The organism is Synechocystis sp. IPPAS B-1465 (assembly GCF_003015225.1).
Lineage (GTDB): Bacteria > Cyanobacteriota > Cyanobacteriia > Cyanobacteriales > Microcystaceae > Synechocystis.
The window spans coordinates 2,984,502-3,009,326 of the sequence record NZ_CP028094.1 but is presented as its reverse complement, the minus strand read 5'-3'; the positions used below and the strand labels follow the sequence as shown (position 1 = coordinate 3,009,326).

Here is a 24,825-nt window from a genome sequence, read left to right as displayed (position 1 = left end):
ACTGCCCGCTAACAGTTTCGAGTCCAAGTTATTACCGCACGTTATCAGCCAACTATGAATCGGATTATTGTTGTCACTTCGGGCAAAGGTGGAGTCGGAAAAACCACCACCACCGCCAATTTAGGAGCGGCCCTAGCTCGATTGGGAAAAAAGGTTGTCCTGATTGATGCGGACTTTGGCCTGCGAAATCTGGATTTATTGCTGGGTTTGGAACAACGTATTGTTTACACCGCTATCGACGTTTTAGCTGATGAATGTACCATCGACAAAGCCCTAGTAAAAGATAAGCGTCTGCCCAATTTAGTCCTGCTCCCTGCCGCCCAAAACCGGTCAAAGGATGCCATCAATGCTGAACAAATGCAGTCTTTGGTGGAACAACTCAAAGATAAGTTTGACTACATTATCATCGACTGTCCCGCTGGTATTGAAGCTGGTTTTCGCAATGCCGTGGCTCCGGCCCAGGAAGCAATCATTGTCACCACTCCAGAGATGTCGGCGGTGCGGGATGCAGACCGGGTAATTGGTCTTTTGGAAGCGGAAGACATCGGCAAAATTAGCTTGATTGTTAACCGCCTGCGACCAGAGATGGTACAACTCAATCAAATGATTAGTGTGGAGGACATTTTAGACCTTTTAGCGGTGCCGCTCATTGGCATTTTGCCAGACGATCAAAAAATTATTATTTCCACCAACAAAGGGGAACCTTTAGTGATGGAAGAAAAGCTTTCTGTACCGGGGTTAGCGTTCCAAAACATTGCCCGTCGCCTAGAAGGTCAAGACATTCCTTTTCTGGATTTCATGGCGGCCCACAATACCCTACTCAACCGTATCCGCCGTCGTCTCTTGGGGGGTTAATCCCATGGATTTGCCCTTTTTCCGTTATGACCTAACAGCCAGTGAGCGAAAACCAGCATGATTTTGGAATTGATTGAAAGGCTCTTTAGCCGGAGTGGCAAAAATAGCGGCGAAGATGCCCGTCGGAGGCTCAAACTGGTCATCGCCAATGATCGATCAGGGCTAAGCCCGGAAATGATGGAGGAAATGCGACGGGAAATCGTGGAGGTGGTAAGTCGCTATGTGGAAATTGACCCCGGAGAGATGGAGTTTTCCTTGGAAAGTGACCAACGGATGACAGCTTTAATTGCCAATTTGCCGGTGCGTCGGGTACGTCGAACCAAAGCTAAATCAGAAGCACAAGAAAGTTAGGGGTTGGTCTTGACAAATACTGATGCCCTAACAAAGTTAACCAATTTACCCATTGTCACCCAGGTTATTATCCTCGGTACGGCCCATTGTTTACTGGGACTCACCGCCACGGCGATCGCCTATGGGAAGGGTCGTAATTTCCGTCGTTGGTTGGCGATCGGTTTAATCGGTGGCACTCCAGCTTTGGTGGCAGCCATTGTGCTCAAATCCCAGAAAAATTTGGGCAATTAGTGTTTTTTTGCTGGGAAATATGGACTGCACCAGTCTTTTGCTCTGCTAACTGTGATTGACGGTTGCACCAGTACCAACTTTATCTGGCTGTTTTCTGTATTTGAACGTTTGATTAAAAACTCCCTGCAATTCAATCTCGCCTATGTTCTGTCTATTGTTTTTTAGGGACTCAATCAATTCCAGATTTTCTTTGTAGTAGCCATCTATATCCAAAAGCCGCTCATAGTTTATATTTTCCATGGGAAATATATGCGAAGGATCACTTCAATGTCCCTTGCTCCCCATCTGCTACTTTTTCCAGCTAATTTCGTTTTTTACCGTCCTTAAACTGGCCATAATTTTCGTCAGGTTAAGCTGGGGTAAGATCAACCTGATCGCCTATCCCTATGCCATTGGTGTCCTGCCCCCATGATCCAAGCTATGCCCTCTGCTCCCACCGTTGACTTTAAAGATCCTGCTTACTATTTCAATCGAGAATTGAGTTGGTTAGCCTTTAATCAGCGGGTGCTCCATGAAGGTTTAGACGACCGTACCCCCTTGTTGGAACGGTTAAAGTTTTTGGCGATTTTTTGCTCCAACCTAGATGAATTTTTTATGGTCAGGGTGGCGGGGCTCAAGCAACAGGTAGAAGCGAATGTCACCAAGTTGACTGCGGATGGTCGTACTCCATCCCAACAGCTTAAAGAAATTAGCAAAAGTCTGCGGCCTTTGGTATATCAACAAAACCAGGTGTTTGAGTATGTGCTCAAGGAAAAATTAGCGGATGAGGGCATTTTCCTCAACGATTATGTAGATCTAAGCCAAGAAGAAAGACAGTATTTGCATCAATTCTATGATGACCATATTTTCCCGGTTTTAACTCCCCTGGCGGTGGACCCCAGCCATCCTTTTCCCTACATTTCCAACCTTAGTCTTAATTTGGGGGTGGTGGTGCGAGACCCGGATACGGATGAAGAATTATTTGCCAGGGTAAAAGTGCCCCCCACTCTGCCCCGCTTTGTGGCTTTGCCGGAGGACGTGTGTCAGCCAGACCCCAACAAACCATGGCTCTGGACCGGTGTGCCCCTGGAGCAGGTCATCGCCCACAATTTAGCTTCCCTTTTTCCCGGCATGATCATCCAGGAATGTCATTTATTTCGGGTGACCCGTAACGCAGACATTGCAGTGGAAGAAGACGAGGCTGATGATCTACTCCTGGCGATCGAAGAGGAATTGCGTAAACGTAGGGTGGGGAAATCCGCTGTGCGCTTGGAGATCAATGCTTCAACTCCGAAAAATATTCGCGATCGCCTGATGACGGATCTAGGGCTAGAAGAAATTGACGTTTATGACATTGACGGCCTGTTGGGGCTGAAGGATCTGTTCTTTTTCCTTTCTTTACCTGCTCCCCACCTCAAGGACGAACCCTGGGCTTCGGTTATTCCTCCCCGCCTGAAGCATGTCTATGAATTTGTCGATGGGGACGAAGACGGCCGGGTCCAGCAGGAGGGGATAGATATTTTTACTCTGATTCGCCAGGGAGATATTTTAGTTCACCATCCCTACCAATCCTTCACCGCTTCGGTGCAACAATTTATTACCCAGGCGGCCTACGATCCCCATGTATTGACCATTAAAATGACCCTGTACCGCACTTCGGGGGATTCCCCCATTGTTAACGCTCTGATTGCGGCGGCGGAAAATGGCAAACAGGTGGCGGTGTTGGTGGAACTCAAGGCCCGTTTTGATGAAGAAAATAACATTAACTGGGCTAGAAAGCTAGAACAGTACGGCGTCCATGTGGTCTATGGACTGGTGGGGCTAAAAACCCACACTAAAACCGTCCTCGTGGTGCGCCAGGAAGGCCCTGATATCCGTCGTTACGTTCACATTGGTACTGGTAATTACAATCCCAAAACCGCTAAGCTCTACACCGATTTGGGGTTGATTACCTGTCGTCCGGAATTGGGCAATGACCTGACCAATTTATTTAACTTTCTCACCGGCTATTCCCGCCAAAAGGATTACCAAAAATTGCTGGTGGCTCCGGTTAATATGCGGGAAAGAATGGTGGCCATGATTGAGCGGGAAGCGGACCATTGTTTAAATGGGGGCACCGGCCGCATTGTGGCCAAGATGAATTCCCTGGTAGATACCCAGATCATTCGTGCCCTCTACGCAGCTTCCCAGGCGGGGGTGCAGATTGATCTGATTGTGCGGGGTATTTGTTGCCTCCGACCGGGGGTGGAAAATGTCAGTGAAAACATTCGGGTAATCAGTGTAATTGGTCGTCTGTTGGAGCACTCCCGCATTTTCTATTTCCACAATGGCGGTGAAGAGGAAATTTACATTGGCAGTGCCGATTGGATGAGTCGTAATCTAACCCGACGGGTGGAGGCGGTGGTGCCGGTGGAACAGCCGGATCTCAAACAGGAATTACAGTCCATCTTGGGCATTCTTTTGGCCGATAATCGTCAAGCTTGGGAGCTACAGCCCGATGGCACCTATGTGCAACGCCGTCCCGCTTCCCCGGAACAAAGCCAGAGTTCCCAGGCAATTTTCACTGCCCAGGCGATCGCCGAAACTACGGAAGACCCGGAACTACGTTCAGTTTGATTAATTACTCGGCTCCACTGGAGCAGTAGCAGGGCTTTCCTGCTTAGCCGGGGGTTGGGCGGGACTGCTAGCTGGAGGGGTAATACCTTTGTAGTGTTGGTAAGCAGTGCGAGAAATATCTTGAATTAGCAAACGGCCCGCCACATCGTTATGGGGTCTGGTGGCCAAGACGGCCCCCACATAGCGTTTGCCATTGGGCATATCCACTATGCCCGCATCCCCCAAGACGGTACCAATGTCGCCGGTTTTATGGGCAATTTGGGCATCCGGTTCCAACCCCTGGGGTAAAAGGGTGCGGGTTTTGGTCTGTTGCATGATCCCCAACAGGCGATCACGGGATTTAAGGGATAACAATTCCCCTCCCTGGAGTTTGACCAGCAATAAAGCTAGATCCTGGGGACTGGTGGTGTTGGTACCTTCTAAATCCGGCAGGTAATTATTAATTTTCGTTTGGGGCATCTGCCAAGCCTGGAAGCGTTGGTTGAGAAATTCCTTACCCCCCAGCCGTTTGATTAACATATTGGTGGCGGTGTTATCGCTGATCACAATCATTTTGGTCACCACCTCCAAGGCTGGATAGCTGGAGCGTTTGCCCACGTCATATTGCATAGTTCCCGCTTCCCCCACAATCACATCTTGCGTTAGGGGCAGTTCTTCGTGGAGTTGAATTTTGCCCTGGTCCACTGCTTCAAAAAAGGCGATCGCCACGGGAATTTTAATGGTGCTGGCGGCGGGGAGTTGGGTTTCTCCCTTGGCATTGGCGAACTGGCCGTTATCCACATCAATGAAATAGGAGTAGGAATTAATGGCCGGAGCTTTGGAAGTGCCCAGGGTAGTTAATTTTTGGGTTAGGGCCTGATCCTCTTGGGTAGGCTGAACCTGGTCAGAGACAGCACTGGGGGCAGTGGCCACGGTCGTTTCCTGACTTTCTGTCGCTTCTGGTGTGGCCGTTGCCGGTGTTCCCCGCAATTTATCGGTTTCAGTGGTGACCCAACCCGCAATGGAAGCTAACACCTTTTGGGGGTAAATAGCTGGCTGGTCCGGCTGGGTTTGATGGGGTTCTTTCGCAGTGGCCAAGGGGGCACCATTCTGGTCTCCCCGGATAAATTTAGTGGGACTGAAGGTGGTAATGGCCGTACCGGCGATCGCCCCGATGCCAATACCCACAATGCCAAGGCGAACAGAGGTCAACACACTCTTTTGCCACCAACTGAGGGGTTTACTGGGTTTGCGGGGCCGTAGGCCGACATTTTTACCCTTGGCTACGGATTTAACCCCGGTGGCGCTAACAACCTTCAGGGGGTTGACCTTGGTTTCCCCTGGCTTTTGGTTTGACTGCTCTTGGTTTATTTCTGTGGAAGCACCGGCCTGTTCCCCAACCTCAGCAATGGTGACGCCGGTGGGGGGGGTAGATGTACCGGAGATAACCCGGAGATTACGGCGTTGGGTGCGACGAGACTTAGGACGGCGGGGCATGGAAGTAATCATGGTGAGGCTGGAGGGGCATTAACCCAGAGGAGGATCGGTCGTTAGGGAGGGCGGCCTTTCCATTAGTTCAACACTCTAAAACGAAGCACCCATACAGGACAAGAACTTGGCAAAAGTTTATTGGCCAGGCCATCACAATCCCCCCCTTGGTTGCTCGGAATGACTAATTTAAGGCTTAATTTGTTGCGCTAACCAATCAATTTGGCCCAAAATTCCCCGCAATAGGGCCACTTCTTCGCTGTTTAGGGCGGCTCGCTGATAAATTCTGCGAAATTTCGCCATTTTACTACGGGCAGTATGGGGATATAAAACTTCGATATTGAGCAAAGTTTTCTCCAGGTGCTGACAGTAACTATCCAATTGAGCATTGGTGGCCAAGGGCATGGTTGACCCATCCTCCAGGCGATCGCCAGGGACTTGGTTATTTGTCTCCATGGCTAGGCTAGCTTGGTACAATTCATAAGTACAGACCATCACTGCTTGGGAAAGGTTCAACGAGGGATATTGGGGATGGACTGGGATCCGCACAAAACGGTGGGCTTGGTTGAGTTCCTCATTGGTTAGGCCACTGTCTTCCCGACCAAATACTAGGGCGCTTTTGAGGTTTGGAGCCAACAACCAAGGCAATGCTTGGCGGGGGGTTTCCATGGGGGATTGCAATATTCGCTCCCTAGCACTGGTGGCAATGATGCGCTGGCGATCGCCAAGGGCTGTGGCCAAATCATCCACTACCTTCGCTTGGGCGAGGACGTCTTTGGCATGGACTGCCATGGTTTGGGCCTCAACGCTCCGATAATCACAACGGGGATTGACCAAAATTAATTCTTCCAACCCCATATTCTTCATCGCTCTGGCGATCGCCCCTACATTTCTTTCCCCCTGGGGCTCCACAACAACAATGGCAATATTTTCCAAATCAGTGTCCTCCAAAAGTTTTAAATTAAGTTTTAAATTTGCGAGCGATAATGGCGGAAATTTTCAGCACACTCTACAACTATCCATAAAATTGTGTCCGAAGCATCCCCTAGCTTAATCCTTGGCGGCGATATTATCGGAGCATGAATAGAAAGTTCTCTTCACACAACTCTAAGAATCTGTTTAGAAAGTGCAACTCTAGATATTTATCCCCCTAAATTTCCTCACTAAAGCTTCGGCAATGCTGGAGGGCTTTTACCTAAATCCCCCCCAACTTTGGGGGGATAGGGGGCTTTTAAAACACAACCCTAAAATGGTTTTTCTTTCTGGTGACGACTACCAAAAATATAGGTAAATACAAAGGTAAACTCGCAACCAATAAAAAACACCTGAAAAATCAAATAAATCCACAATAACAATACCATTACATTGCCCACCACACCGTAAGCTTGTAAGTTTTCACCAATGCGAATAATGCCACTGCCAACTGCATTTTGTAAGGCCATCATGGTGGCCGCAGTTAAAATTGCGCCGGGAAAAATATCCCACCATTGCAGACGGACGGGAGGCAAAACTTTGAATAGAGTGATAATAACTACGGTAATGAGAAAGTAAGAAATACTAGTTTGTAGAGTGGTAATTAATCCTAAACTGTCAAAGGTAACCCAAGGAATGGACTGTCCAAATTCCGCCAGTACGGTGAGGAAAATTTTAGCGGCTAAATTGGCAAATATGGATAGCAAAAATACCATCACTGTACTTAAAACCAGCAAAAAAGCGAGGATTTTATTCCTGATAAAATTGAAGGCGTGGTGCTTAACTCCAATATTTTCCTTGGGCTGATGAACCACCGACCAGATTTTCTTTACACTTTGATTCAAAGCATCAAAAATACGACTAGCAGTGAGAACCAAAATACCAAAACCAATGAGTCCAGCACTAAAGCTACTTTGGTTAAGATTAGTCAAAGCTTGCTGAAAAACCTTAAAGGGTTGTTCCGGTAAAATATTTTGGGCAAAGCTAATGAGCTGTAGATAATAATTTGAATCTGCCCCTAATAATCTACCAGCAATGCTAAGCATTACTAAACAGATGGGAAACAGGGAAAAGAGGGCATAGTACGCTAGGGCGGCCCCCATATCCATGCAGTTATCTTTTTGCCATTTCAGAAAGGTCTGTAATATCAACTGACTGATGCGGGCTGGTAAAATCACAGTCCGAAAAAAGTTAATCAACCGCTTCAGTTGGGCAAAATTGTTCCCCATCAATCAGATCAAAATTAAAAACTAGAAAGGTGGGCCTGAACCCACCTCTATGGTCAGACTCTGCCTCCCTTATTTCTCAGCCTTCTGGTTGCTCCAATGGATAGATTTAGAGAACAAACGAAAATTCCGCAAATATTTTTTCTCGGAATTAATCAGTAACAACTTAATCTACTTCCTAAAGTTGCCATAGCCAGAGCTAATTAAATTGGGAGGGCAAGCTAACTGTTAACGCTGGGATACCATTTCTTTATCCTTAGCCAAAAAGACCTCTAGTTCTTCCAGCATTTCTGCATCGACTTTAGTTTGCATGGGGCAGAATTTGGGCCCACACATAGAACAAAATTCAGCGGTTTTATAAATATCCGCCGGTAAAGTTTCGTCGTGGTATTCTTTGGCCCGTTCCGGATCAAGGGACAATTCAAACTGACGGTTCCAGTCGAAGTTATAGCGGGCTTTGGAAAGTTCGTCATCCCGGTCGCGGGCCCCTGGGCGGTGGCGGGCAATGTCGGCGGCGTGGGCGGCAATTTTATAGGCGATTAAACCATTGCGTACATCTTCCGCATTGGGTAAACCTAAATGTTCTTTGGGGGTGACATAACACAACATGGCAGTGCCGTGCCAACCGGCGATCGCCGCTCCGATGGCGGAGGTAATGTGGTCGTAACCAGGGGCAATGTCCGTTACTAGGGGGCCCAGCACGTAGAAGGGAGCTTCACTGCACTCTTCCATTTGCTTTTTAACGTTGAACTCAATTTGGTCAATGGGGACGTGGCCGGGGCCTTCTACCATCACCTGGACATCATGCTCCCAAGCCCGGCGGGTTAACTGACCGAGGGTTTTAAGTTCAGACAATTGAGCATCGTCGGAAGCATCGTGGGTACAGCCGGGACGGAGGGAATCCCCCAAACTGAAAGAAACGTCGTACTTTTTGAAGATTTCAATAATCTCGTCAAAGTGGGTGTAGAGCGGATTTTGCTTGTGGTGATGCAACATCCATTTAGCAATAATGCCGCCCCCCCGGGAAACGATGCCAGTGATGCGAGATTTCACTAAGGGTAAATACTCAATTAACAACCCGGCATGGATGGTCATATAGTCCACCCCCTGCTGGGCATGCTTTTCAATGATGTGGAGGAAATCATCCGGGGTCAGGTTTTCGATGCTACCGTGGACGCTCTCCAGGGCTTGGTAAATGGGTACGGTCCCAATGGGAACGGGGGAAGCATTTATGATGGCGGTACGAATCACGTCTAAGTCACCACCGCCGGTGGATAAATCCATTACCGTGTCTGCGCCGTATTTAACAGACAAAAGCAACTTTTCCACTTCCTCGTCAATATTGGAAGAGTTAGGGGAAGCACCAATGTTGGCGTTAACTTTACATTTGGAAGCAATGCCGATCGCCATCGGTTCCAGATTAGTGTGGTTGATGTTGGCGGGGATAATCATGCGACCCCGGGCCACTTCATCTTTGATCAACTCAACGGGCAGATTCTCTCGCTTCGCCACATAATCCATTTCCTCCGTGATCACCCCTTTGCGGGCATAATGCATCTGGGAAACATTGGTTTGTCCCTGGCGCTTAGCAACCCAAGCAGTTCTCATACAAATTTCCTCGAATGGTGAGCTTCCCTCCGCTGGTATTACCCAGTCTCAGGTTCTAAGGGTTTTTCTCAGCCTAGCTTTCTAGACACCCCTAGCTATGGCAAATTCTAGCATCATTTCTCTATCCCCATCTCTTCCTTAGGCGATCGCCAATCCCGTGAATCACAGTTTTGCTTGATCGATAATCATTATCCCTCTTCCGTCAGACTGAGGGAATTAAAATGGAGATAAAAGGCTGAAAAGCCCGGAGGGAGAATGACAAAGACAAGAGAGGCGAAAAAGACAGTACAGTGTGTAGACACATATAGTGAACTGTATAAAGATATATTTCCAGAAGTGAGGTCTTATGAGTCATTTAGATATATCATTGTGGGAATATTAAGTGATATAAAAAGAAAGAGTTTACCTGCAATAGCATCATCACTAGAATTGAAAAATGAACAGGGACTACTGCATTTCATGACAGATTCTCCTTGGGAACTAAAAGAATTAGAAAAAAGAAGATTAAATATTATCTTAGAAGTTTTAGAAGGAAGAGAAATAATAGTAATAATAGATGAAACAGGAGACCCCAAAAAAGGGAAAATAACAGATTATGTAAAAAGACAATATATTGGAAATTTAGGAAAAATAGAAAGCGGTATAGTGTCAGTAAATGCCTATGTTTACTGCGATGGGGTAACGTTTCCTCTAGAATCAAAAGTATTTAAACCAAAAGAAAGATTAAAAGAGGGAGATAAGTATAAAACAAAGCCAGAATTAGCAGTAGAGATAATAAAAGAACTAGAAGAAAGTAGTTTTAAAATAAAAAGAATAGTGTCAGATAGCTTATATGGAGAAAGCCATAGCAATTTTATCAGTGCTGTAGAGGAATTAAAAATAGAATATGCAGTGGGATCCGGAGCAATCATGGGGTCTGGCTTCCAAAGGAAGCTAAAGTAAGGGCAAATAAGTGGAGGAGGTTTGAACACATAAGATGGGATGGAAAACAGGAAGATAGGTATATCAGAGAAATAGTTTATGGTAAAAAAAGCGCAATAAGATATTGGGAAATTAAAACAGAAACAGAAAAAGAGGACGAAAAAGCAGGATGGTTTGTAATGACTCGAATACCAGATATTAAATATAAAGAAGTTGGCAGAATATATGGAGTAAGGTCATGGATAGAATATGGATTTGAGCAATGCAAAAGTGAATTAGGATGGGCAGATTTTAGGGTAACTCATTGTGAGGAAATTCAAAAATGGTGGGAATTAGTGATGTGTGCATATTGTATGATTTGTTTTTATGATGAGAATTTTAATCCGACTCTAAATTCAACGTCAAAGTATTATCAAAAGCATGAAAAATGGGATAAAGAAGAAGGGTAGAAAAAATGGCTAAACAACCTACGATTAGTGATCTCTGTATTTAATGCAATAAATCTTATTAAAAAGTGGTTAAAAGTATTTCCATTTGCCCATGTTTTGGATGAGTTAACTAAACTTTACAACAAGGTTGATAAGCTAGATCGATTAAAGTATTTGCTAAATTCATGGAATACATTCTATTCTTCTTCTGCCTAGATTGATGAAAGAGGGATAAGACCAATTAGGATTAAATAAAAGAATTATTCTGGCTAGTAAAAATCAATTTTGTCCTACATCCAGTTTAGATTAATTTAAATCCATACAAATAGTAAAATAAGAAGCTTAAATTTTCTTAAAAAAAGCAATGTTCGCTAAAAGCTGGAAGTGCTTTTATTGGATAACATCAAATAAGACTTGGCTCATATACCGTTCCGCCCAAGCTTCCCCAAAAGCTTTTTCCAGTACCCGACGGGTTTTATCATTTTTCTGTTGTTGTTGGCAGTAATGAATTTGCCCCTGACGGTGCTCCAAAGTTTGAGCTTCAGACAAGGGTTCGGCAACGATGGATTGGTGACAATGAATTTGCAAAAAGTCCACTACCCTTTGTACAAATCTTTCTTCTTCAGTGACATTGCTGGGACGGATGAATAAACAATATTCAGAAAATATTTCTCCCCAGGGGGGCAATTCCCGTTGTTGCTCAAATTCTGGCTGGCCTAGCTCTGCCAATGATTTTTGGTACGCTGCGGGCAATTGGCGATCGCTTTGGGTGGGGGATAGATCCGCAATAGCCGCACTTACTCCACCGGGGCCGGCCACAATGTCACAGCCAAACAAAGGTAGACCGTATAAAGGCTCAGGAAACATTACACAGTGGAGAATATCCAACCCTTTGCCCACCTTGGCCAACTCCAAATGCATTTTGCGAAACTGGGGCGTTTGGTAGCACCGATTTTCAATCACTAACTTTTCCCCTTCCAGGCGGCCTTCTACGTAGCCCAAATCCTCCGGCAATTGATAGGGCTTGAGGGGTAAACTTTGCCAACTAGCGGCGATCGCCAGGGCCAACTGTTGAATCATCGGGTTCAACGTAGGCATCAGGGAAGAATTGGTCAAACTTAAATCAGTGACGGCCATGGTAAATACTCAAATCTAGGGCAAAGCAATGGGAATAATGGGCTGGAAATTAAGCTAAAACCTACGTTGGACTACCGCCTCCTTCTTCCGTTGACAGTTCCAAACAATAGCCTGCCCCATACACCGTTTTAATAAAGCGAGGTCGACGGGGATTCGGTTCCAACTTAGTGCGGAGGTGACGAATGTGCACCCGGATGGTTTCAATGTCATCATCTGGTTCGTAGCCCCATACTTCCCGCAAAATATCACTGGGGGAAACCGTTTGCCCATGGCGCTGCAACAGACAGTGAAGCAACTCAAACTCCAAATGGGTCAGCTTGATACTTTTACCAAACCAAATAGCTTCAAACCTTTCGGGCACTAGGGTTAGGGGTCCCTGGTTAAGAATTTCTGAATGTTTTGCCGCCTGGGGGATGCGATCGGTGCGTCGCAGTAGGGCCCTCACCCGGGCTAACATTTCCTCCACGTCGAAAGGCTTAGTGAGGTAATCGTCCGCCCCAGAGTCAAAGCCTTGAATTTTATCCTGGATCTGACCCAACGCCGTTAGCATCAAAACCGGAATATCTGCTGTGCGTTCGTCCCGGCGCAAACGTTGACAAACCGTAAATCCATCCACTTTGGGCAACATCAAGTCCAACATGATCAGATCCGGTTGTAGTTGCACCGCCAACGCTTGCCCCTTGATGCCATCCACTGCCTGTTGGACATCGTAGCCTGCCATTTCTAAATTAATGGAGACTAAATCGGAAATTGCCGGGTCATCGTCAATGATCAGTATTCGAGGCATGCTCAGGGGCTAAAACTAAAGGAAAAAAACGATTTTAAAGGGGCAACCTATTATAAAGGCTTTCACAGTCCCAGGGCCTGAAAATTAGCGCCCTGTTTCCCGCGGCATTTTTATAGTAATTATAGACTTGCGAGCATCATGACCAAGAAAAACTCCATCTAAAACATGGGTAATCTTGTGCTGAAGCTAACTATATTTTTTTAAAAATGACTAAAGTAATGTCATCAAAAACCCGGCTGTCACCAATATAAGCCATTAAATCCTCCACCACTGCTTGACTAATTTCCAAGGCTGTTGACTGGTGGTTGGCAATGAGCACCTCTTGAAATCTTGCCAAACCATAAAATTGTTTTTCCCCGTTTTCTGCTTCGGGAATACCATCGGTGTATAGCACCACCACATCCCCTGAATGTAAATTAATTTGGGTGCGGGCAATAAAGGTCGTAATATCTTTCTCCAAAGCAAGGGGAAAGCCTAAATCAATGGTATCTATTTCTTCTATGGCGCCATCAGCACGAACCACAAAAATGGATTCATGTTGGCCACTAAGGATTAATTCCCCCGATTGATAATCTAACATCACCAGGGTCATATTTTTACTCAGTTCCATCCGTTGGGTATTTTTGTAGAGAACCTGATTGAGTAAATTGTGGAATTGCACTGCTTCCGTAATTTCTGCCGTTAGCAGAGTTTGGATCGCAGTTTGGGCCATTATGGCCATTACTCCACTTTCTAACCCATGGCCAGTGACATCGCCAATGCTAATAAAAATGCGGTTACCGATTTTAACCACATCATAATAATCTCCCCCCACTTCAGTGGCCGAAGCCATGTAGCAAGCAATATCTAAATCGGTAATTTCTGATAATTCTTCATGTTTGGGTAAAACCATCATTTGTAATTTTCTCGCTACATCTAACTCCGTTCCCAATCGCATATTTTCCTGTTTTAACTGAGCATTGAGGCCAGTAATTGCTTCGTTTGCTTTGGCTAAGTCTGCTGTTCTTTCTGCTACTTTTATTTCCAGTTGACTGTTCGCTTTAAGCACTTCCTGTCTGGCTATTTCCCGGTCCTTAATATACATTTGCAAAACCTTTAGCACCACAGCCCAGAGGGGAATTAAGGTAATTAAACTAACTACGGCCAGGGTGCTAGCAAAAAATAATGTCTGCCGAAAATTAGCTAGGTTGGCCTGGATACGATTGGCGATCGCCAGTTCACTCCTTGCAATGCCGTCAATGTAAATTCGTTTATTACCCAGATATTCCCGGCTGTTGAGCATGGCCTGGGCCTGGGACAAATTTCCCTGCCGCACCAACTCAAAAGCTTTTGTTTCCATTACCACCAAACGGTTGTTGGCGATTTCAGTTTCCTGGGCTCCTTCCCCTTCATAGGCTTCTGGTGCAATGGCAATGGCTTGCTTGATCGCCGCTCCTAATTCCGGTTCAAATTTGAGATACCGTGCTTCCCACTCCGAATCCCCTGTGGCGGCAGCCATTTGAGAAGACATGGTTAAGACTTCGTCTAAGTGGACAATTTTGCCAGCCTGAGCCTGGAGTTGAAAATCCACAGCCACCGTATTTTGAAAAATTAGATAGGTTTGCCAGGAACTCCACCCCAGGGGAATAAACAGTAACGCTGTTAAAATAATCGCCGCCGCAACAATGCGAATAGGATAATACATTGCCACCTGAATGGCCCGGGACAAGGGGCGGAACATCACAAAACCCTCCCATGGTAGAGGCCACGGTGACGGTTTGCTGCAAATTATCGTTCCTGGGTTATCCGGCTAGGCGCAAGGAAAGTGAAAATTTTAACCTAGCATTTAATCGTCCAAATTTACCACTACTGTGGTGGAGCCACGGGAATAGCTACCCCTTCCGCTGGAATAACTGGAATAAGATTATCTTCTGCTGGATTTTTACTGGCGGGGGGCGCAATGGGGGCTTCGGTGGGTAAAGCTTTTTTCGGAGCTGGGTTACTGATAATGGCAGTGTCTACAATTTTTTGCTCCATGGGGTTGCCCAGGGGACTATGGAGAGGGGGTGAAGAAGGCTGAGCACTGGCATCGGGGGATGGAATCCCAGCATTTTCTCCGACGGGAACTAGATTTTCTTCAATTATTTCGGTGGCTTCCGTTTCTAGCACTTTAGCCGTTTCAGCGGCGGGATTAGGGTTCTTATCGGACTTCGCCTCGCTGGGGATGATGGGACGCAACTCAGAATTGACCAGTTGGGCACCACTATCCTGGGGAGCGTTATTCTCCGGCTGGGCGATCGCCGGGGGACATTCGGTACTGCTTAGTCCCACTCGACAGCGTAACTCCTCCCTAGCCAAGGAGACAAAAATGCCGGTGCTCGAAAGGAGTAAAGCAAAAATAGTTAAAGCGTTTCTCATGACCACTGACGGAACTTGAATCGGTGTGTTGTCTTTGCCATTGATGTCAGGTGGTTAACTGAACCACGGCGACCCCATGGCAATCGATCCTAGCCCATGGCAAGGGAAATTTTCATTGTCCAGGGCCATTTTGGCGATCGCCCGTAGTAGGGTAATGGAAAAGATAGGATTTCACCTCTTGGTCAAATTAATCGAACCAACCAATGTCTTCATCGCTCAAATTGGTGGGAGGTTGTTTGGGAGCGACGTAACGGACAGGCATGGCCCTGGGGAGGGTGGTAAGGGCCGCGCTGACTTGGGGAGCTAAATCCTCTTCCAAATCTTGAATTTTGCTATACAGTTTGCCCACCAAATTTTTTTCTTCCTTCAGTTCCGTTTGTAGTTTCTCCACCAATTGAACTTCGTTCTGGAGCTCTTTCACCCTGGCCTGTTCTTGTTTTAAACTTTGTTCTAGTTGTTTAACCTTTTCCTGAGCCTTCTTTTCCTGTTGTAACTGCTCTTTTAGCTTTTCCCCTTGATTTTTTTCCGCTTGCAGCGCCGCTTTAATGCTGTTCAACTGGGCTTGAAGCTCGGCCAAATCTGCTGTAGGTTCAGGCACAGAAGCCTCTGGAGTTGGCTCGAGATCAGGGGAAATACCAGCATCTAACTCTGGTTGGGACTGGGCTTTAACTTCTTGTTTGAGCAGATCCGATAAGCTTTTTCTGGCCATAGTTAAAGGGAAAATCTATAAATATTTATAGGTGTTAAGAGTCAATGATCAAACTCTGGGTTTAGGTTGGGAAAATAGACTCGGTAAATTTCGACCAACACAGCCCAGAACCTAGAGTAATTCTCGCAAAAGTTCATCCGCCACCCGTCGATAATCCGATTGGGCCTCCTTCGCGTTTTTGCCTTTCCATTGGGTAATGGCCATACCATCCAACACAGACCGCTCATGGGCTTTATAGCTCCGCACAAAGGCATGGTAGGCAGGAATCCCCAGTTCCAGGAGGGTATTTTGAGCTTCGAGGGTTTCATTCAGACTGCGGGAGTCCACCTTGGTCAACAGCACCCGATGGGCCACCCTTAGGGGATTAACAGCGGTTTTTACTGTGTCGATCAACGCCGTCAAATCCATGGGGGCCGGGGGCGTCGGCAATACTAGATAATCAGCTAGACCAATGACCGTCCTTAATGCCTCGGAACGGAGGGCCGGAGGTGTGTCCACGACAATAATTTGGTAGTCATCCACCTGGGGCAAGTCCTTCAATGCCTGGGGATTATTTTCTTGGCTGAGATGGAAACCCATTTTGTCTCCACTGCGTTCCACCCACCAACTGGCAGAGCCCTGGGGGTCCGCATCCACCAAAAGTACCGATCGCTTTTCCGCTAAAATTGCGGCCAGGTTAACTGCGGTTGTGGTTTTGCCAACGCCGCCCTTGCCGTTAACTACTGCCAAAATCTTTGGTGTGGACACCCGTTTCCCCTACCTTGACCTATTACCGTTGCCCCTCAACATACCACAATTGTTCCTTCTATTTAGGGAATTATACTGGGGTCAGAAGCCAATTTTTACCCATATCCTGGGGAGTTAGCTGGTGCGTGAAAGTTATCCAATTGTTGATTGATACGAATGGCAATCCACTATGCGTCCCTTGGCAAATCCCTCATTGATCTCGTTTGTCTTCCTCCAGGGAACGAACCGGTGCCTGTTTTGCTAGCTCAGAAATTAGCCCTGGCCCTACAGTCGGAGGTGGTGGTGTGGGTGGTGGGCCAGGCCCAGCCGTGGTTTTGGTCCTTGGCCGGCAAGCATGGCCGTTGGCCCAGCGAAGACTTTTGGCAGCATTGCTCTCCCCAGATTATGGAGGCGATCGCCAATGGGGAAGGATTAACGTTGACCGCAACGGAATGGCCATTGTGGCAAGAATTTTTTCATTTATCTTGCCCTAGGGTGGAGGGGATCAAAACGTTTTTCCAAGGCAAAGAAAATGGGCTAATTCTAACGGTGTATAGTTGCCCAGCCACGGATAAAACAATGTCCAAACAACAACAATTCCCTCTACAAAAACTCCAAAATGATTTGGGAATTATCAATCAACTACTATTAGGAACTAATCTCCCTAATGATGGATTATTAGAAGAATTACATTCCGTAAATCTTACTGAACTTGATCCCATCAGCTCCCTTCATTCTTCCCGCAATTTTTTTGAAGACAGCCCAATTTTAAAAATCTGGTATGAAGCTAGTCGTCGACAATTAGAACAACAAAAACAATGGAATGAGAAATTAATTAACAATATTATCACCATCATGAGTGATCAGACCCGCAACCCCCTGGCCACCATCCGCATGGTAGTTGCAACTTTGCGCGCCACTCCCCCCACCCCAGAAAAGCTAGAACAAAGATTGGTAATTATTGATCAAGCGTGGGATAAACTCAATGATATTAACAGCAAAATTTTACAATTAAAGCAACTAAAACAAGAGGTTAATCAACTACAAATCTATGACTTAAATATAACTATTTTGCTAAAGGAAGTGATTGACCACTGCTTTCCCTTGCAGGAAGACAATCACAGAATACAATTTCATTACGACCATGGGATTAATTCGGTGGCCGCTGATGATAAATACTTGCGGCAAATTTTCCAAGAACTGTTAACTAATGCACAAAAGTTTGCCGTGGCCGATAGTTCCATTGTGGTCACCTTAGAACAATGTGAGCAAATCTCAATGCAAGTTAAAAAAAATATTAAATGCACTTTTAGTAATCAGACTGTGGCCGTGGATGACAACAATCTCCAACATTTATTTGATCCTTTTTATCGGGAGCAATGGGTGATTGACTCGGCGATCGCCGGGGTGGGGTTGGGGCTAACCATTGTCCGCACTTTAATTGAGCAACTCAATGGTAAAATCAGCGTTGTGGGAAAGCCCTCCTGCCAGCCAGGCCAGACCGTAATAACTTTTACCTTAATGATTCCGGAGTCTGGGGCGACTGAATAATTTTTCCTCCGTTGATGATGCTCATTTCGCAACCGATGGCGGATCGACCCCTCAGTTGGTCGGGTTTGTCCCGTAGGCCGTGGCGCAGACAACTGGCGGTCACTAGGGTTTTTCTGTTATTTGTGTTCTTTTTGTCGTGGGACCGGCTCACGGCCCCCCGCTCTGCCCAACGGCGCTATCGTCGAGCCCAATGGTTGGTGCAACAGTTACTCTATTTGGGCCCTACTTTTATCAAGATCGGTCAGTCCCTTTCCACCAGGGCAGATATCATTCCGGCGGAATATATCGAAGCTTTTACCCAACTCCAGGACCGGGTCCCTCCCTTTGATTCCCGTCAGGCGATCGCCGTTATCGAACAGGAATTGCACGGGGCGATCGATGAGATTTTTCAACAATTTGAAGTTACTCCCCTGGCATCGGCCAGTTTAGGCCAGGTGCATCGGGCGGTGTTGCCCACGGGGGAAGCGGTGGTGGTGAAAGTACAAAGACCAGGATTGGATAGTTTATTAAATCTAGATTTTGAGCTTTTACATCAAACATTGCGGTTAGCCAAACGATGGTTACCCGGATTCCGTCGACTGGCCCAAAAATATGAAATTGAAGCCATTTATCAAGAATTTTTCTCCCTGCTTTTTTTGGAAATTGATTACATTCACGAAGGCAAAAATGCAGAAAGATTCCGTCAAAACTTTGCTGATTATCCCAGGGTTAGGGTGCCAGAAATTTATTGGCAATACACCACCCGCATGGTTTTAACACTGGAATATTTACCGGGCATTAAAGTGGACGATCGCCAAGCCTTGGAAACCGCTGGCATTAATTTAGATTTGGTGATTCAAACCGGTATTTGCGCCTATTTAAAACAGTTACTAGTTGATGGTTTTTTCCAGTCCGATCCCCATCCAGGCAATATGGCGGTGGATAGCCAGGGGGACTTGATTTTTTATGATTTTGGCACCATGGCGGAGGTGAAAATCATTGCCAAAGATCAAATGGTACAAACTTTTTTTGCTGTACTGAGAAAGGACACCAACCAGGTGTTAGAGGCTTTAATTTATATGGGCCTAGTGGAACCGAAAGGAGATCTAAGTCCCATCAAAAGAATTATTAATTTTTTGCTGGATAACTTTCGCGATAAACCGATTGATATTAAAGCCTTTGACCAAGTGGGGGAAGAGGTCTATGCCATGTTCCAACAACAACCCTTCCGCCTACCGCCCCAAATGACCTTTATTTTAAAATCCATTTCTACTCTGGATGGCATCGCCCGGGCCTTGGACCCCCGCTATAATTTAATCGCCGCCAGTCAGCCCTTCATCCAAAGCATCACCGTTGCCCAACCTAAACGTTCCCTAGCCATGGCGCTGCTGCAACAGGTTAAACAATTTGCCCTCGACCAATTGAACAGACCATCCCGTAACCAACAATTTCTCCAGGAATTGGCCGCCAAATTAGAACGGGGCGAGCTCCAGTTTGCCACCCGCTCCCCGGAAGGCGATCGCCTGTTGCGGAAAATCCACTTGGCCCTAAAAAGTCTCATTTTTGCCTGTTTAACGGGCTTTACTTTACTATCAGCAACGGTCTTGCTATCCACGGTCTATGCTCGTTTTGCTGTGGTGGGTTTCGGCTTAGCGGGACTATTTGGCCTCTTTTTACTGCGGTCTTTGATCAAGTTGGCCGTGCAAGAAAAGTTAGACCGACTGGTGCAAAAAAGGTAGTTAACTAAAAATTTTAGGCGCCATTAGGCTTAACAAATAGTCCTAATAAACTTCAATACTTAAATGCTCTTTCTGAAAATCTTTGGCCACGGCCTGAGGAAATTCCCACCGTACTGCTAGCTAAACTGGGTTGCCTAGCGCAAAGACCCTAGGAAGATTAGATTAGAAACAGTGCTGTCAACCAAGGGAAAAATACTGTGATTTTAGTTGTGGGCGCCACCGGCGGCGTGGGCAAAAGGGTAGTTAAATTGCTCATTGACGGAGGCCAAGAGGTGCGGGTGTTGGTGCGGGATGTGCCCAGGGCCAAAAAACTTTTTCAAGCTTGGTTTGGGGGTAGGCTACCCGATCGCCTGGAATTTTTTGGCGGTGATTTAACTATTCGAGAAAGTTTAACTCCAGCATTGATGGCCAGGGTAACGGCGGTGATTTGTTGTAGTGGCACCAAAGTTCAACCAGTGGAAGGGGATACGCCCCAACGGGAAAAGTATTACCAAGGGCTCAAGTTTTACCTGCCGGAAGTGGTGGACGTACCGGAGCAAGTGGAGTATGAAGGCATCAAAAACCTGCTGGCGGTGGTCAAAGAACATATTCAGCCCAAGGAAAACACCCTGATCGACTTTCGTCAGACTGATTCTCCCCGTTTAGCTTGGTATTCCGTTGACGATGGGGTGATGGGGGGTGTCAGCGCTAGCCAATGGCAACTGACCGGCGATCGGGCTTTATTCACCGGAGAAGTTTCCACCGCTAATAATGGGGGCTTTGCCTCGGTGCGATCGCCAAATTTTGAACCGGCGTTGGATCTTTCCTACGCTGAGGGCATTCAACTCCGCATCCAAGGGGACGGCAAGCGCTACAAATTCATTATCCGTAGCCAAAACGACTGGGATGGGCTGAGCTACTGTTACTCCTTCGATACTTTCAACAATCGTCCCCAAACAGTTTGTATTCCCTTCCAACAATTAATTCCCGTCTTTCGGGCGAAAACCGTGCCAGAAAAGGGCCCATTCAATTCTGCCCAGGTGTCCGCCTTCCAGTTGATGCATAGCAAATTTGAGTACGACGGTGGGCTAAATCCCAGCTTTTCCCCGGGTATATTTGGTCTGGAAATTGAGTCCATCAAAACCTATGCCAATCCCCTCACGCCCCAGTTCATCCACGTCAGTTCGGCTGGAGTAACCCGTCCCGATCGCCCAGGGTTGAATTTGGACGAAGAACCACCGGCGGTGCGTCTCAATGACCAATTGGGAGGCATTTTGACTTGGAAATTACGGGGGGAAGATGCCATCCGGGGCAGTGGTTTGACCTACACCATCGTTCGGCCCTGTGCTTTAACGGAGTCAGAAAATCCAGAAATGATGCAATTTGCCCAGGGGGATAATCTGCGGGGCCAAGTTAGTCGCTGGGCGATCGCCAAGTTATGTGTGGACAGTTTGCAATGGGCGGAAGCTGGGGGCAAAACCTTTGAGGTCAGTGCCAGGGAACCGGGCCGTAACCAGGCCGCTTGGCCATTTCTGCTCAAGCAACTAAATTTCGACCAACGCTAATTTTACAACCGAGTATTTTTGCTTAGTGTCACTAAAGCTTACAATCCGATCTGAAAAAGCCCACCCACTCAGGTGTCTGACTCATCCCGCCCCAGTTTTAGTCTGGGATAGGGCAAACCCTGTTGGCCAAAGGCTCGTTTAGCCCGACGGATTAAATCCGTTTGGTAGGCAAATTCATCTCGGGCGTCCATGGGATAGGAACGGAGCTTAAATTCGGTGCCCCAGATGTGTTCCTTCATCACCACCACAATGGGAATGCTGAGTTGGGTGTAGCGACTGCTGTAGGCGGCCTGGTACAAAATACGGATAACCTGTTCCACATCAACGCTGTGATCGAAGTAAAAGCTGGTGGCCACCTGGGCTTCTAAATTACCGCCATTGGCATTGGAAATCGGTTCTGTCCAGGTTTTGTTATGGGGAATGGTGACATTATTATCGTCCGGAGTTTGGAGGCAAATACCCCGCAGTCCATAGCCCGTCACTTCACCGTAATGATCTCCAATTTGAATCCGATCTCCTACCCGATAGGGCGCTTCAAACAGGGCCACCACCCCGGCAATAATGGAGCTAATGTAATCTTTAAACGCAAAACCTAGGGCCACCGCAATGGTACCAGTCAAAGCCAATAAATTACCTTCCGATAAATTAAAAAATAGGTTTAATAAATAGGAAATGGTAAATAGTAAAATTAATGCTTTGCAAAACGGTAAAGATTGTTTGACCAACAGCCGAAACCGCCGGGGTACCCGCTCCGAAATCCAGTTAGTGACCTTTTGAATTACCGCCATCAACCCATAGGCGATCGCCACAGCAATTACGGCCCGAATAATTTTTCGGATAGTCAAATCCGTCAGCAAACTTTTGGGAATTTGATCCGGGGGGGTCAACTGAGCCAAGGGCAGGGAGGACAAATGCTGAAGCCCAAATTCCCCCGCATTAGTTAAATGGATTACCGGCAAATAATGGGCAAAAGTATTTCTATTCAGAGTAAAAAAATCTGACAAAAATGTGGTATCTAACATCATCTTCCCCCCACAAAGAAATTATTATTGGCCAATTCACTTTGCAGTTGTTGATAGTAGGTGGGGCAAATAATTAAATCCCCCCAACGACGTACCAAAATATCTTCCCGTAGGAGCCGCTGTACCCTAGCTTGGATTTGACTTTCCGGTTCCCCTAAGCTCAGGGCCAAGTGCGCTGGACTAATGCGGCCGTGGATCATCAAGGAGTGGAGCAAATACAAATCTAGGTTGGTGAAGGACGGTAAGCTCGGCTGGGCGGGATTGACCTGGAACAAGGGGCAGATTTGGTCCTCATTTTCTTTGGTATTGAGCACCGATTGAGCTGGGTTTTCCCTTTCCATCACTTGCTTTTTGATCCGCAGACTCCGTAACCAAAGCTTAGCCGCAATGGAACCGATCCCCTGGGAGCAGTTCGCAAGGTTTTGCCAATAAAGTTCGACCTCTGCCTGGGCATCTGATGAAGATGAATTAGATGAATTAACACTAATTAAGTTGGCAAGATCGCCTTCTGGCTTAATAGTGCCCCATTGCCCTGTGAGGGGGATTAACCAACTGCGGAGCATTTCCCCCGTTAAGGTTGGCAGAGGACGCACGTCATCAAAATAAGCGCTAATTTGGCTGACAAAATCCAAAAAGTCCCAGGCCCAGGAATTACAACCAATCAACCAGAAGTATTGAGGATTCTGCACAGTAATTTCCCGCAAAAAACCAATGCCGTCCCAACCGCTGATACAACGCAGAAAGCATTGTTCTAAGGAAGGAATCACCACCACTGTGGTGCGCTGTTCCAAACATTCCACATCCTGGATTAAGTCCACTCCCTGGCCGTCAAACTCAATGCCTCCCTGGGCTTCTAGGGCATGGCGCAATTGGGCTGTTATGGTCAAAGGATCAGAAGGGCGACGAAAATCCCCCAGGGGGGTCACCACCTTTACCTCCAGGTCATTATCCCAACTGTTTAAGCTATCCTGCAAAATTTTGGCGATCGGCTCGACGGGATTGGCCAGAATCACCAGGCTATTGGGGGCTTCTAGGTTTTTTTGCCAGGCCTGGAGGCTATCTTCTAGGGCGGAATGAATGGCCTTGATGTAGGCGGTGGGGGTAACGAGGGAGTTAATGGATTGGAGAAGTTTTGCTTCCAAGGTGTCTGGCAATGGCGCCAAGGTCTCGGGAGAATGGTCACTCTCCTGACTTTTGTGCAACCAAAAAAACACTTTCTGCTTGAGAAACTGCCAGGCAAAACTAACCATTGCCATGATTCACTTTGCTCCGCAGATTGGGGAAAATTTTTAATAAGCGGGTAACGCGATTCGAACGCGCGACATCAACCTTGGCAAGGTTGCGCTCTACCACTGAGCTATACCCGCAAATTTCAGACTTTTATCAATATGCCAAAGAAAGATTTTTATGTCAACAATTTGGCCAGGATTTTTTTGTAGTGGCCGGGAAATCTGACTTACACTGGCCATGGATGCTTCTTTTTGCTTATCGCCATGGCCCCTTCCCCCGCTCCTCTACTATCCCTTTCCCTGCCGGAATTAACTGACTGGGTGCAAACCACTGGCCAACCGGCCTATCGGGGTAAGCAAATTCACCAATGGTTGTATCAAAAAGGGGCCCGTTCCCTGACTGCCATGACAGATTTGCCGAAGGTATGGCGGGAAAAAAATGTCCATTACCCCATCGGGCGATCGGTCATTGACCACTGTGCGGTGGCCCCGGATCACACAAGGAAATACCTGCTTCGTTTGGCAGATGGGTTGATTATTGAAACGGTGGGCATTCCCAGCAGTAAGCGTTTAACGGTGTGCGTTTCCTCCCAGGTTGGCTGTGCCATGGATTGCAATTTCTGCGCCACGGGCAAAGGAGGGTTCATCCGCAATTTAGAAAGTCATGAAATTGTTGACCAAGTGCTGACCGTACAGGAGGAATTCCATGAACGGGTGAGCAATGTGGTTTTCATGGGCATGGGGGAACCGCTGTTAAATTTGCCCCAGGTGGTGAAGGCGGTGGAATGTCTTAATCAAGTGGTGGGCATTGGCCAGCGGGCGTTGACCATTTCCACAGTGGGGTTGCCGGGGAAAATTCGCCAACTAGCCGATCGCCATTTGCAGGTTACTTTTGCGGTTAGTCTCCATGCTCCCAATCAAACTTTGCGACAATCGTTAATTCCCAGTGCCCGGCACTATCCCCTGGAGCAATTGTTGGCGGACTGTCGAGCCTATGTGGAAACTACGGGGCGACGGGTGACGTTTGAGTATGTGCTGCTGGCGGGAGTCAATGACCAACCAGTCCATGCGGAAGAATTGGCCCAAAAGTTGCGGGGTTTCCAAACCCATGTCAATTTAATTCCCTACAATCCCATTTCCGAGGTGGATTATCAGCGTCCTACGGAAGCCCAAATCAATCAGTTTGCCCAGGTTTTGAGTGACCATCGCATTGCGGTCAGTGTGCGCTATTCCCGGGGAGTGCAAGCGGATGCGGCCTGTGGTCAGTTACGGGCTTCCCGCAAGGAAGAATTAGCGGAATTAACCCCTATGGCGTGATTAGTTTTATCCCCCCTCATCCCCCTTTGAAAGG

23 protein-coding genes, 1 tRNA gene and 1 riboswitch are annotated in these 24,825 nt (G+C 47.0%); of the genes, 10 read left to right on the top strand and 14 right to left on the bottom strand.

The window, feature by feature from the left end; translation table 11 throughout:
* The first annotated feature begins 54 nt into the window (after positions 1-54).
* From minD to C7I86_RS14135, 3 genes are read left to right on the top strand one after another with little or no spacing between them, the layout of a single operon-like run.
* Positions 55-855 (top strand): septum site-determining protein MinD, encoded by an 801-nt coding sequence (gene minD, locus C7I86_RS14145; protein WP_010873890.1) that lies wholly within the window; start codon positions 55-57, stop codon positions 853-855.
* A 57-nt stretch (positions 856-912) separates the two neighbouring features.
* Positions 913-1,206: a cell division topological specificity factor MinE gene (gene minE / locus C7I86_RS14140; RefSeq protein WP_010873889.1), complete on the top strand. Its 294-nt coding sequence runs from the start codon at positions 913-915 to the stop codon at positions 1,204-1,206.
* Between the two features lie 9 nt (positions 1,207-1,215).
* Positions 1,216-1,437, top strand: a complete 222-nt coding sequence (locus C7I86_RS14135) for a hypothetical protein (RefSeq protein WP_020862015.1) — start codon at positions 1,216-1,218, stop codon at positions 1,435-1,437.
* A gap of 45 nt (positions 1,438-1,482) precedes the next feature.
* On the opposite strand, the gene C7I86_RS14130 is transcribed toward C7I86_RS14135, so the two are convergent.
* Positions 1,483-1,677: a hypothetical protein gene (locus C7I86_RS14130; RefSeq protein ID WP_020862016.1), complete on the bottom strand. Its 195-nt coding sequence runs from the start codon at positions 1,675-1,677 to the stop codon at positions 1,483-1,485.
* Between the two features lie 168 nt (positions 1,678-1,845).
* On the opposite strand from C7I86_RS14130, the gene ppk1 reads away from it, so the two are divergent.
* Entirely contained in the window at positions 1,846-4,032 is a 2,187-nt protein-coding gene (gene ppk1 / locus C7I86_RS14125; RefSeq protein ID WP_010873888.1) for a polyphosphate kinase 1, read from the top strand.
* On the opposite strand, the gene C7I86_RS14120 is transcribed toward ppk1, so the two are convergent.
* The 4 genes from C7I86_RS14120 to thiC form a co-directional block, all read right to left on the bottom strand.
* Complete coding sequence (locus C7I86_RS14120; protein WP_010873887.1) at positions 4,033-5,520, bottom strand: class A beta-lactamase; 1,488 nt, start codon at positions 5,518-5,520, stop codon at positions 4,033-4,035.
* Between the two features lie 168 nt (positions 5,521-5,688).
* Positions 5,689-6,411 (bottom strand): TrmJ/YjtD family RNA methyltransferase, encoded by a 723-nt coding sequence (locus tag C7I86_RS14115; RefSeq protein ID WP_010873886.1) that lies wholly within the window; start codon positions 6,409-6,411, stop codon positions 5,689-5,691.
* 332 nt (positions 6,412-6,743) lie between these two features.
* Positions 6,744-7,700 (bottom strand): YihY/virulence factor BrkB family protein, encoded by a 957-nt coding sequence (locus C7I86_RS14110; RefSeq protein WP_010873885.1) that lies wholly within the window; start codon positions 7,698-7,700, stop codon positions 6,744-6,746.
* 225 nt (positions 7,701-7,925) lie between these two features.
* On the bottom strand, positions 7,926-9,305 hold the full coding sequence (gene thiC / locus C7I86_RS14105; protein ID WP_010873884.1) for a phosphomethylpyrimidine synthase: 1,380 nt from the start codon (positions 9,303-9,305) through the stop codon (positions 7,926-7,928).
* 7 nt (positions 9,306-9,312) lie between these two features.
* A riboswitch (TPP riboswitch) is annotated at positions 9,313-9,408 on the bottom strand.
* Between the two features lie 152 nt (positions 9,409-9,560).
* Between thiC and C7I86_RS19255 the strand changes: the two genes are divergently transcribed.
* Positions 9,561-10,247: an IS701 family transposase gene (locus C7I86_RS19255; protein ID WP_010873883.1), complete on the top strand. Its 687-nt coding sequence runs from the start codon at positions 9,561-9,563 to the stop codon at positions 10,245-10,247.
* Positions 10,248-10,405: 158 nt separating this feature from the next.
* Positions 10,406-10,675, top strand: coding sequence for a transposase (locus C7I86_RS19250; protein WP_010873882.1), 270 nt, complete (start codon positions 10,406-10,408; stop codon positions 10,673-10,675).
* Between the two features lie 369 nt (positions 10,676-11,044).
* Here the strand turns inward: C7I86_RS19250 and C7I86_RS14095 are convergent, their stop codons facing one another.
* The 6 genes from C7I86_RS14095 to C7I86_RS14070 all read right to left on the bottom strand — a co-directional run bounded on the left by C7I86_RS14095 (position 11,045) and on the right by C7I86_RS14070 (position 16,431).
* Entirely contained in the window at positions 11,045-11,791 is a 747-nt protein-coding gene (locus C7I86_RS14095) for a phycocyanobilin:ferredoxin oxidoreductase (RefSeq protein ID WP_010873881.1), read from the bottom strand.
* Between the two features lie 61 nt (positions 11,792-11,852).
* Positions 11,853-12,578: a two component system response regulator RpaA gene (gene rpaA, locus C7I86_RS14090; RefSeq protein WP_010873880.1), complete on the bottom strand. Its 726-nt coding sequence runs from the start codon at positions 12,576-12,578 to the stop codon at positions 11,853-11,855.
* 190 nt (positions 12,579-12,768) lie between these two features.
* A complete protein-coding gene (locus C7I86_RS14085) occupies positions 12,769-14,298 on the bottom strand; it encodes a PP2C family protein-serine/threonine phosphatase (RefSeq protein WP_020862019.1) in 1,530 nt (509 codons plus the stop codon).
* A gap of 125 nt (positions 14,299-14,423) precedes the next feature.
* Positions 14,424-14,975, bottom strand: coding sequence for a hypothetical protein (locus C7I86_RS14080; protein ID WP_199303575.1), 552 nt, complete (start codon positions 14,973-14,975; stop codon positions 14,424-14,426).
* A gap of 187 nt (positions 14,976-15,162) precedes the next feature.
* Positions 15,163-15,684, bottom strand: coding sequence for a hypothetical protein (locus C7I86_RS14075; protein WP_010873877.1), 522 nt, complete (start codon positions 15,682-15,684; stop codon positions 15,163-15,165).
* 111 nt (positions 15,685-15,795) lie between these two features.
* Positions 15,796-16,431 carry a ParA family protein gene (locus C7I86_RS14070; protein WP_010873876.1) on the bottom strand — a complete coding sequence of 212 codons (636 nt, stop codon included), beginning with the start codon at positions 16,429-16,431 and terminating at the stop codon, positions 15,796-15,798.
* Positions 16,432-16,587: 156 nt separating this feature from the next.
* On the opposite strand from C7I86_RS14070, the gene C7I86_RS14065 reads away from it, so the two are divergent.
* The 3 genes from C7I86_RS14065 to C7I86_RS14055 all read left to right on the top strand — a co-directional run bounded on the left by C7I86_RS14065 (position 16,588) and on the right by C7I86_RS14055 (position 21,223).
* Positions 16,588-17,961 (top strand): sensor histidine kinase KdpD, encoded by a 1,374-nt coding sequence (locus tag C7I86_RS14065; RefSeq protein ID WP_010873875.1) that lies wholly within the window; start codon positions 16,588-16,590, stop codon positions 17,959-17,961.
* Between the two features lie 14 nt (positions 17,962-17,975).
* A complete protein-coding gene (locus C7I86_RS14060) occupies positions 17,976-19,679 on the top strand; it encodes an AarF/ABC1/UbiB kinase family protein (protein WP_010873874.1) in 1,704 nt (567 codons plus the stop codon).
* Between the two features lie 197 nt (positions 19,680-19,876).
* A complete protein-coding gene (locus C7I86_RS14055) occupies positions 19,877-21,223 on the top strand; it encodes a CIA30 family protein (RefSeq protein WP_010873873.1) in 1,347 nt (448 codons plus the stop codon).
* Positions 21,224-21,291: 68 nt separating this feature from the next.
* Here the strand turns inward: C7I86_RS14055 and C7I86_RS14050 are convergent, their stop codons facing one another.
* From C7I86_RS14050 to C7I86_RS14040, 3 genes are all read right to left on the bottom strand, one after another.
* On the bottom strand, positions 21,292-22,248 hold the full coding sequence (locus C7I86_RS14050; protein ID WP_010873872.1) for a mechanosensitive ion channel family protein: 957 nt from the start codon (positions 22,246-22,248) through the stop codon (positions 21,292-21,294).
* Positions 22,245-23,495 (bottom strand): AsnC family protein, encoded by a 1,251-nt coding sequence (locus C7I86_RS14045; RefSeq protein ID WP_223211298.1) that lies wholly within the window; start codon positions 23,493-23,495, stop codon positions 22,245-22,247. The genes C7I86_RS14050 and C7I86_RS14045 overlap by 4 nt, the downstream gene beginning before the upstream one ends.
* Before the next feature lie 45 nt (positions 23,496-23,540).
* A tRNA-Gly gene (locus tag C7I86_RS14040) sits at positions 23,541-23,612 on the bottom strand.
* A 126-nt stretch (positions 23,613-23,738) separates the two neighbouring features.
* Here C7I86_RS14040 and rlmN point away from each other — a divergent pair.
* The gene (gene rlmN / locus C7I86_RS14035; protein ID WP_010873870.1) at positions 23,739-24,791 is read left to right on the top strand and encodes a 23S rRNA (adenine(2503)-C(2))-methyltransferase RlmN; all 1,053 of its coding nucleotides are present in this window, start codon (positions 23,739-23,741) and stop codon (positions 24,789-24,791) included.
* Positions 24,792-24,825 lie beyond the last annotated feature (34 nt).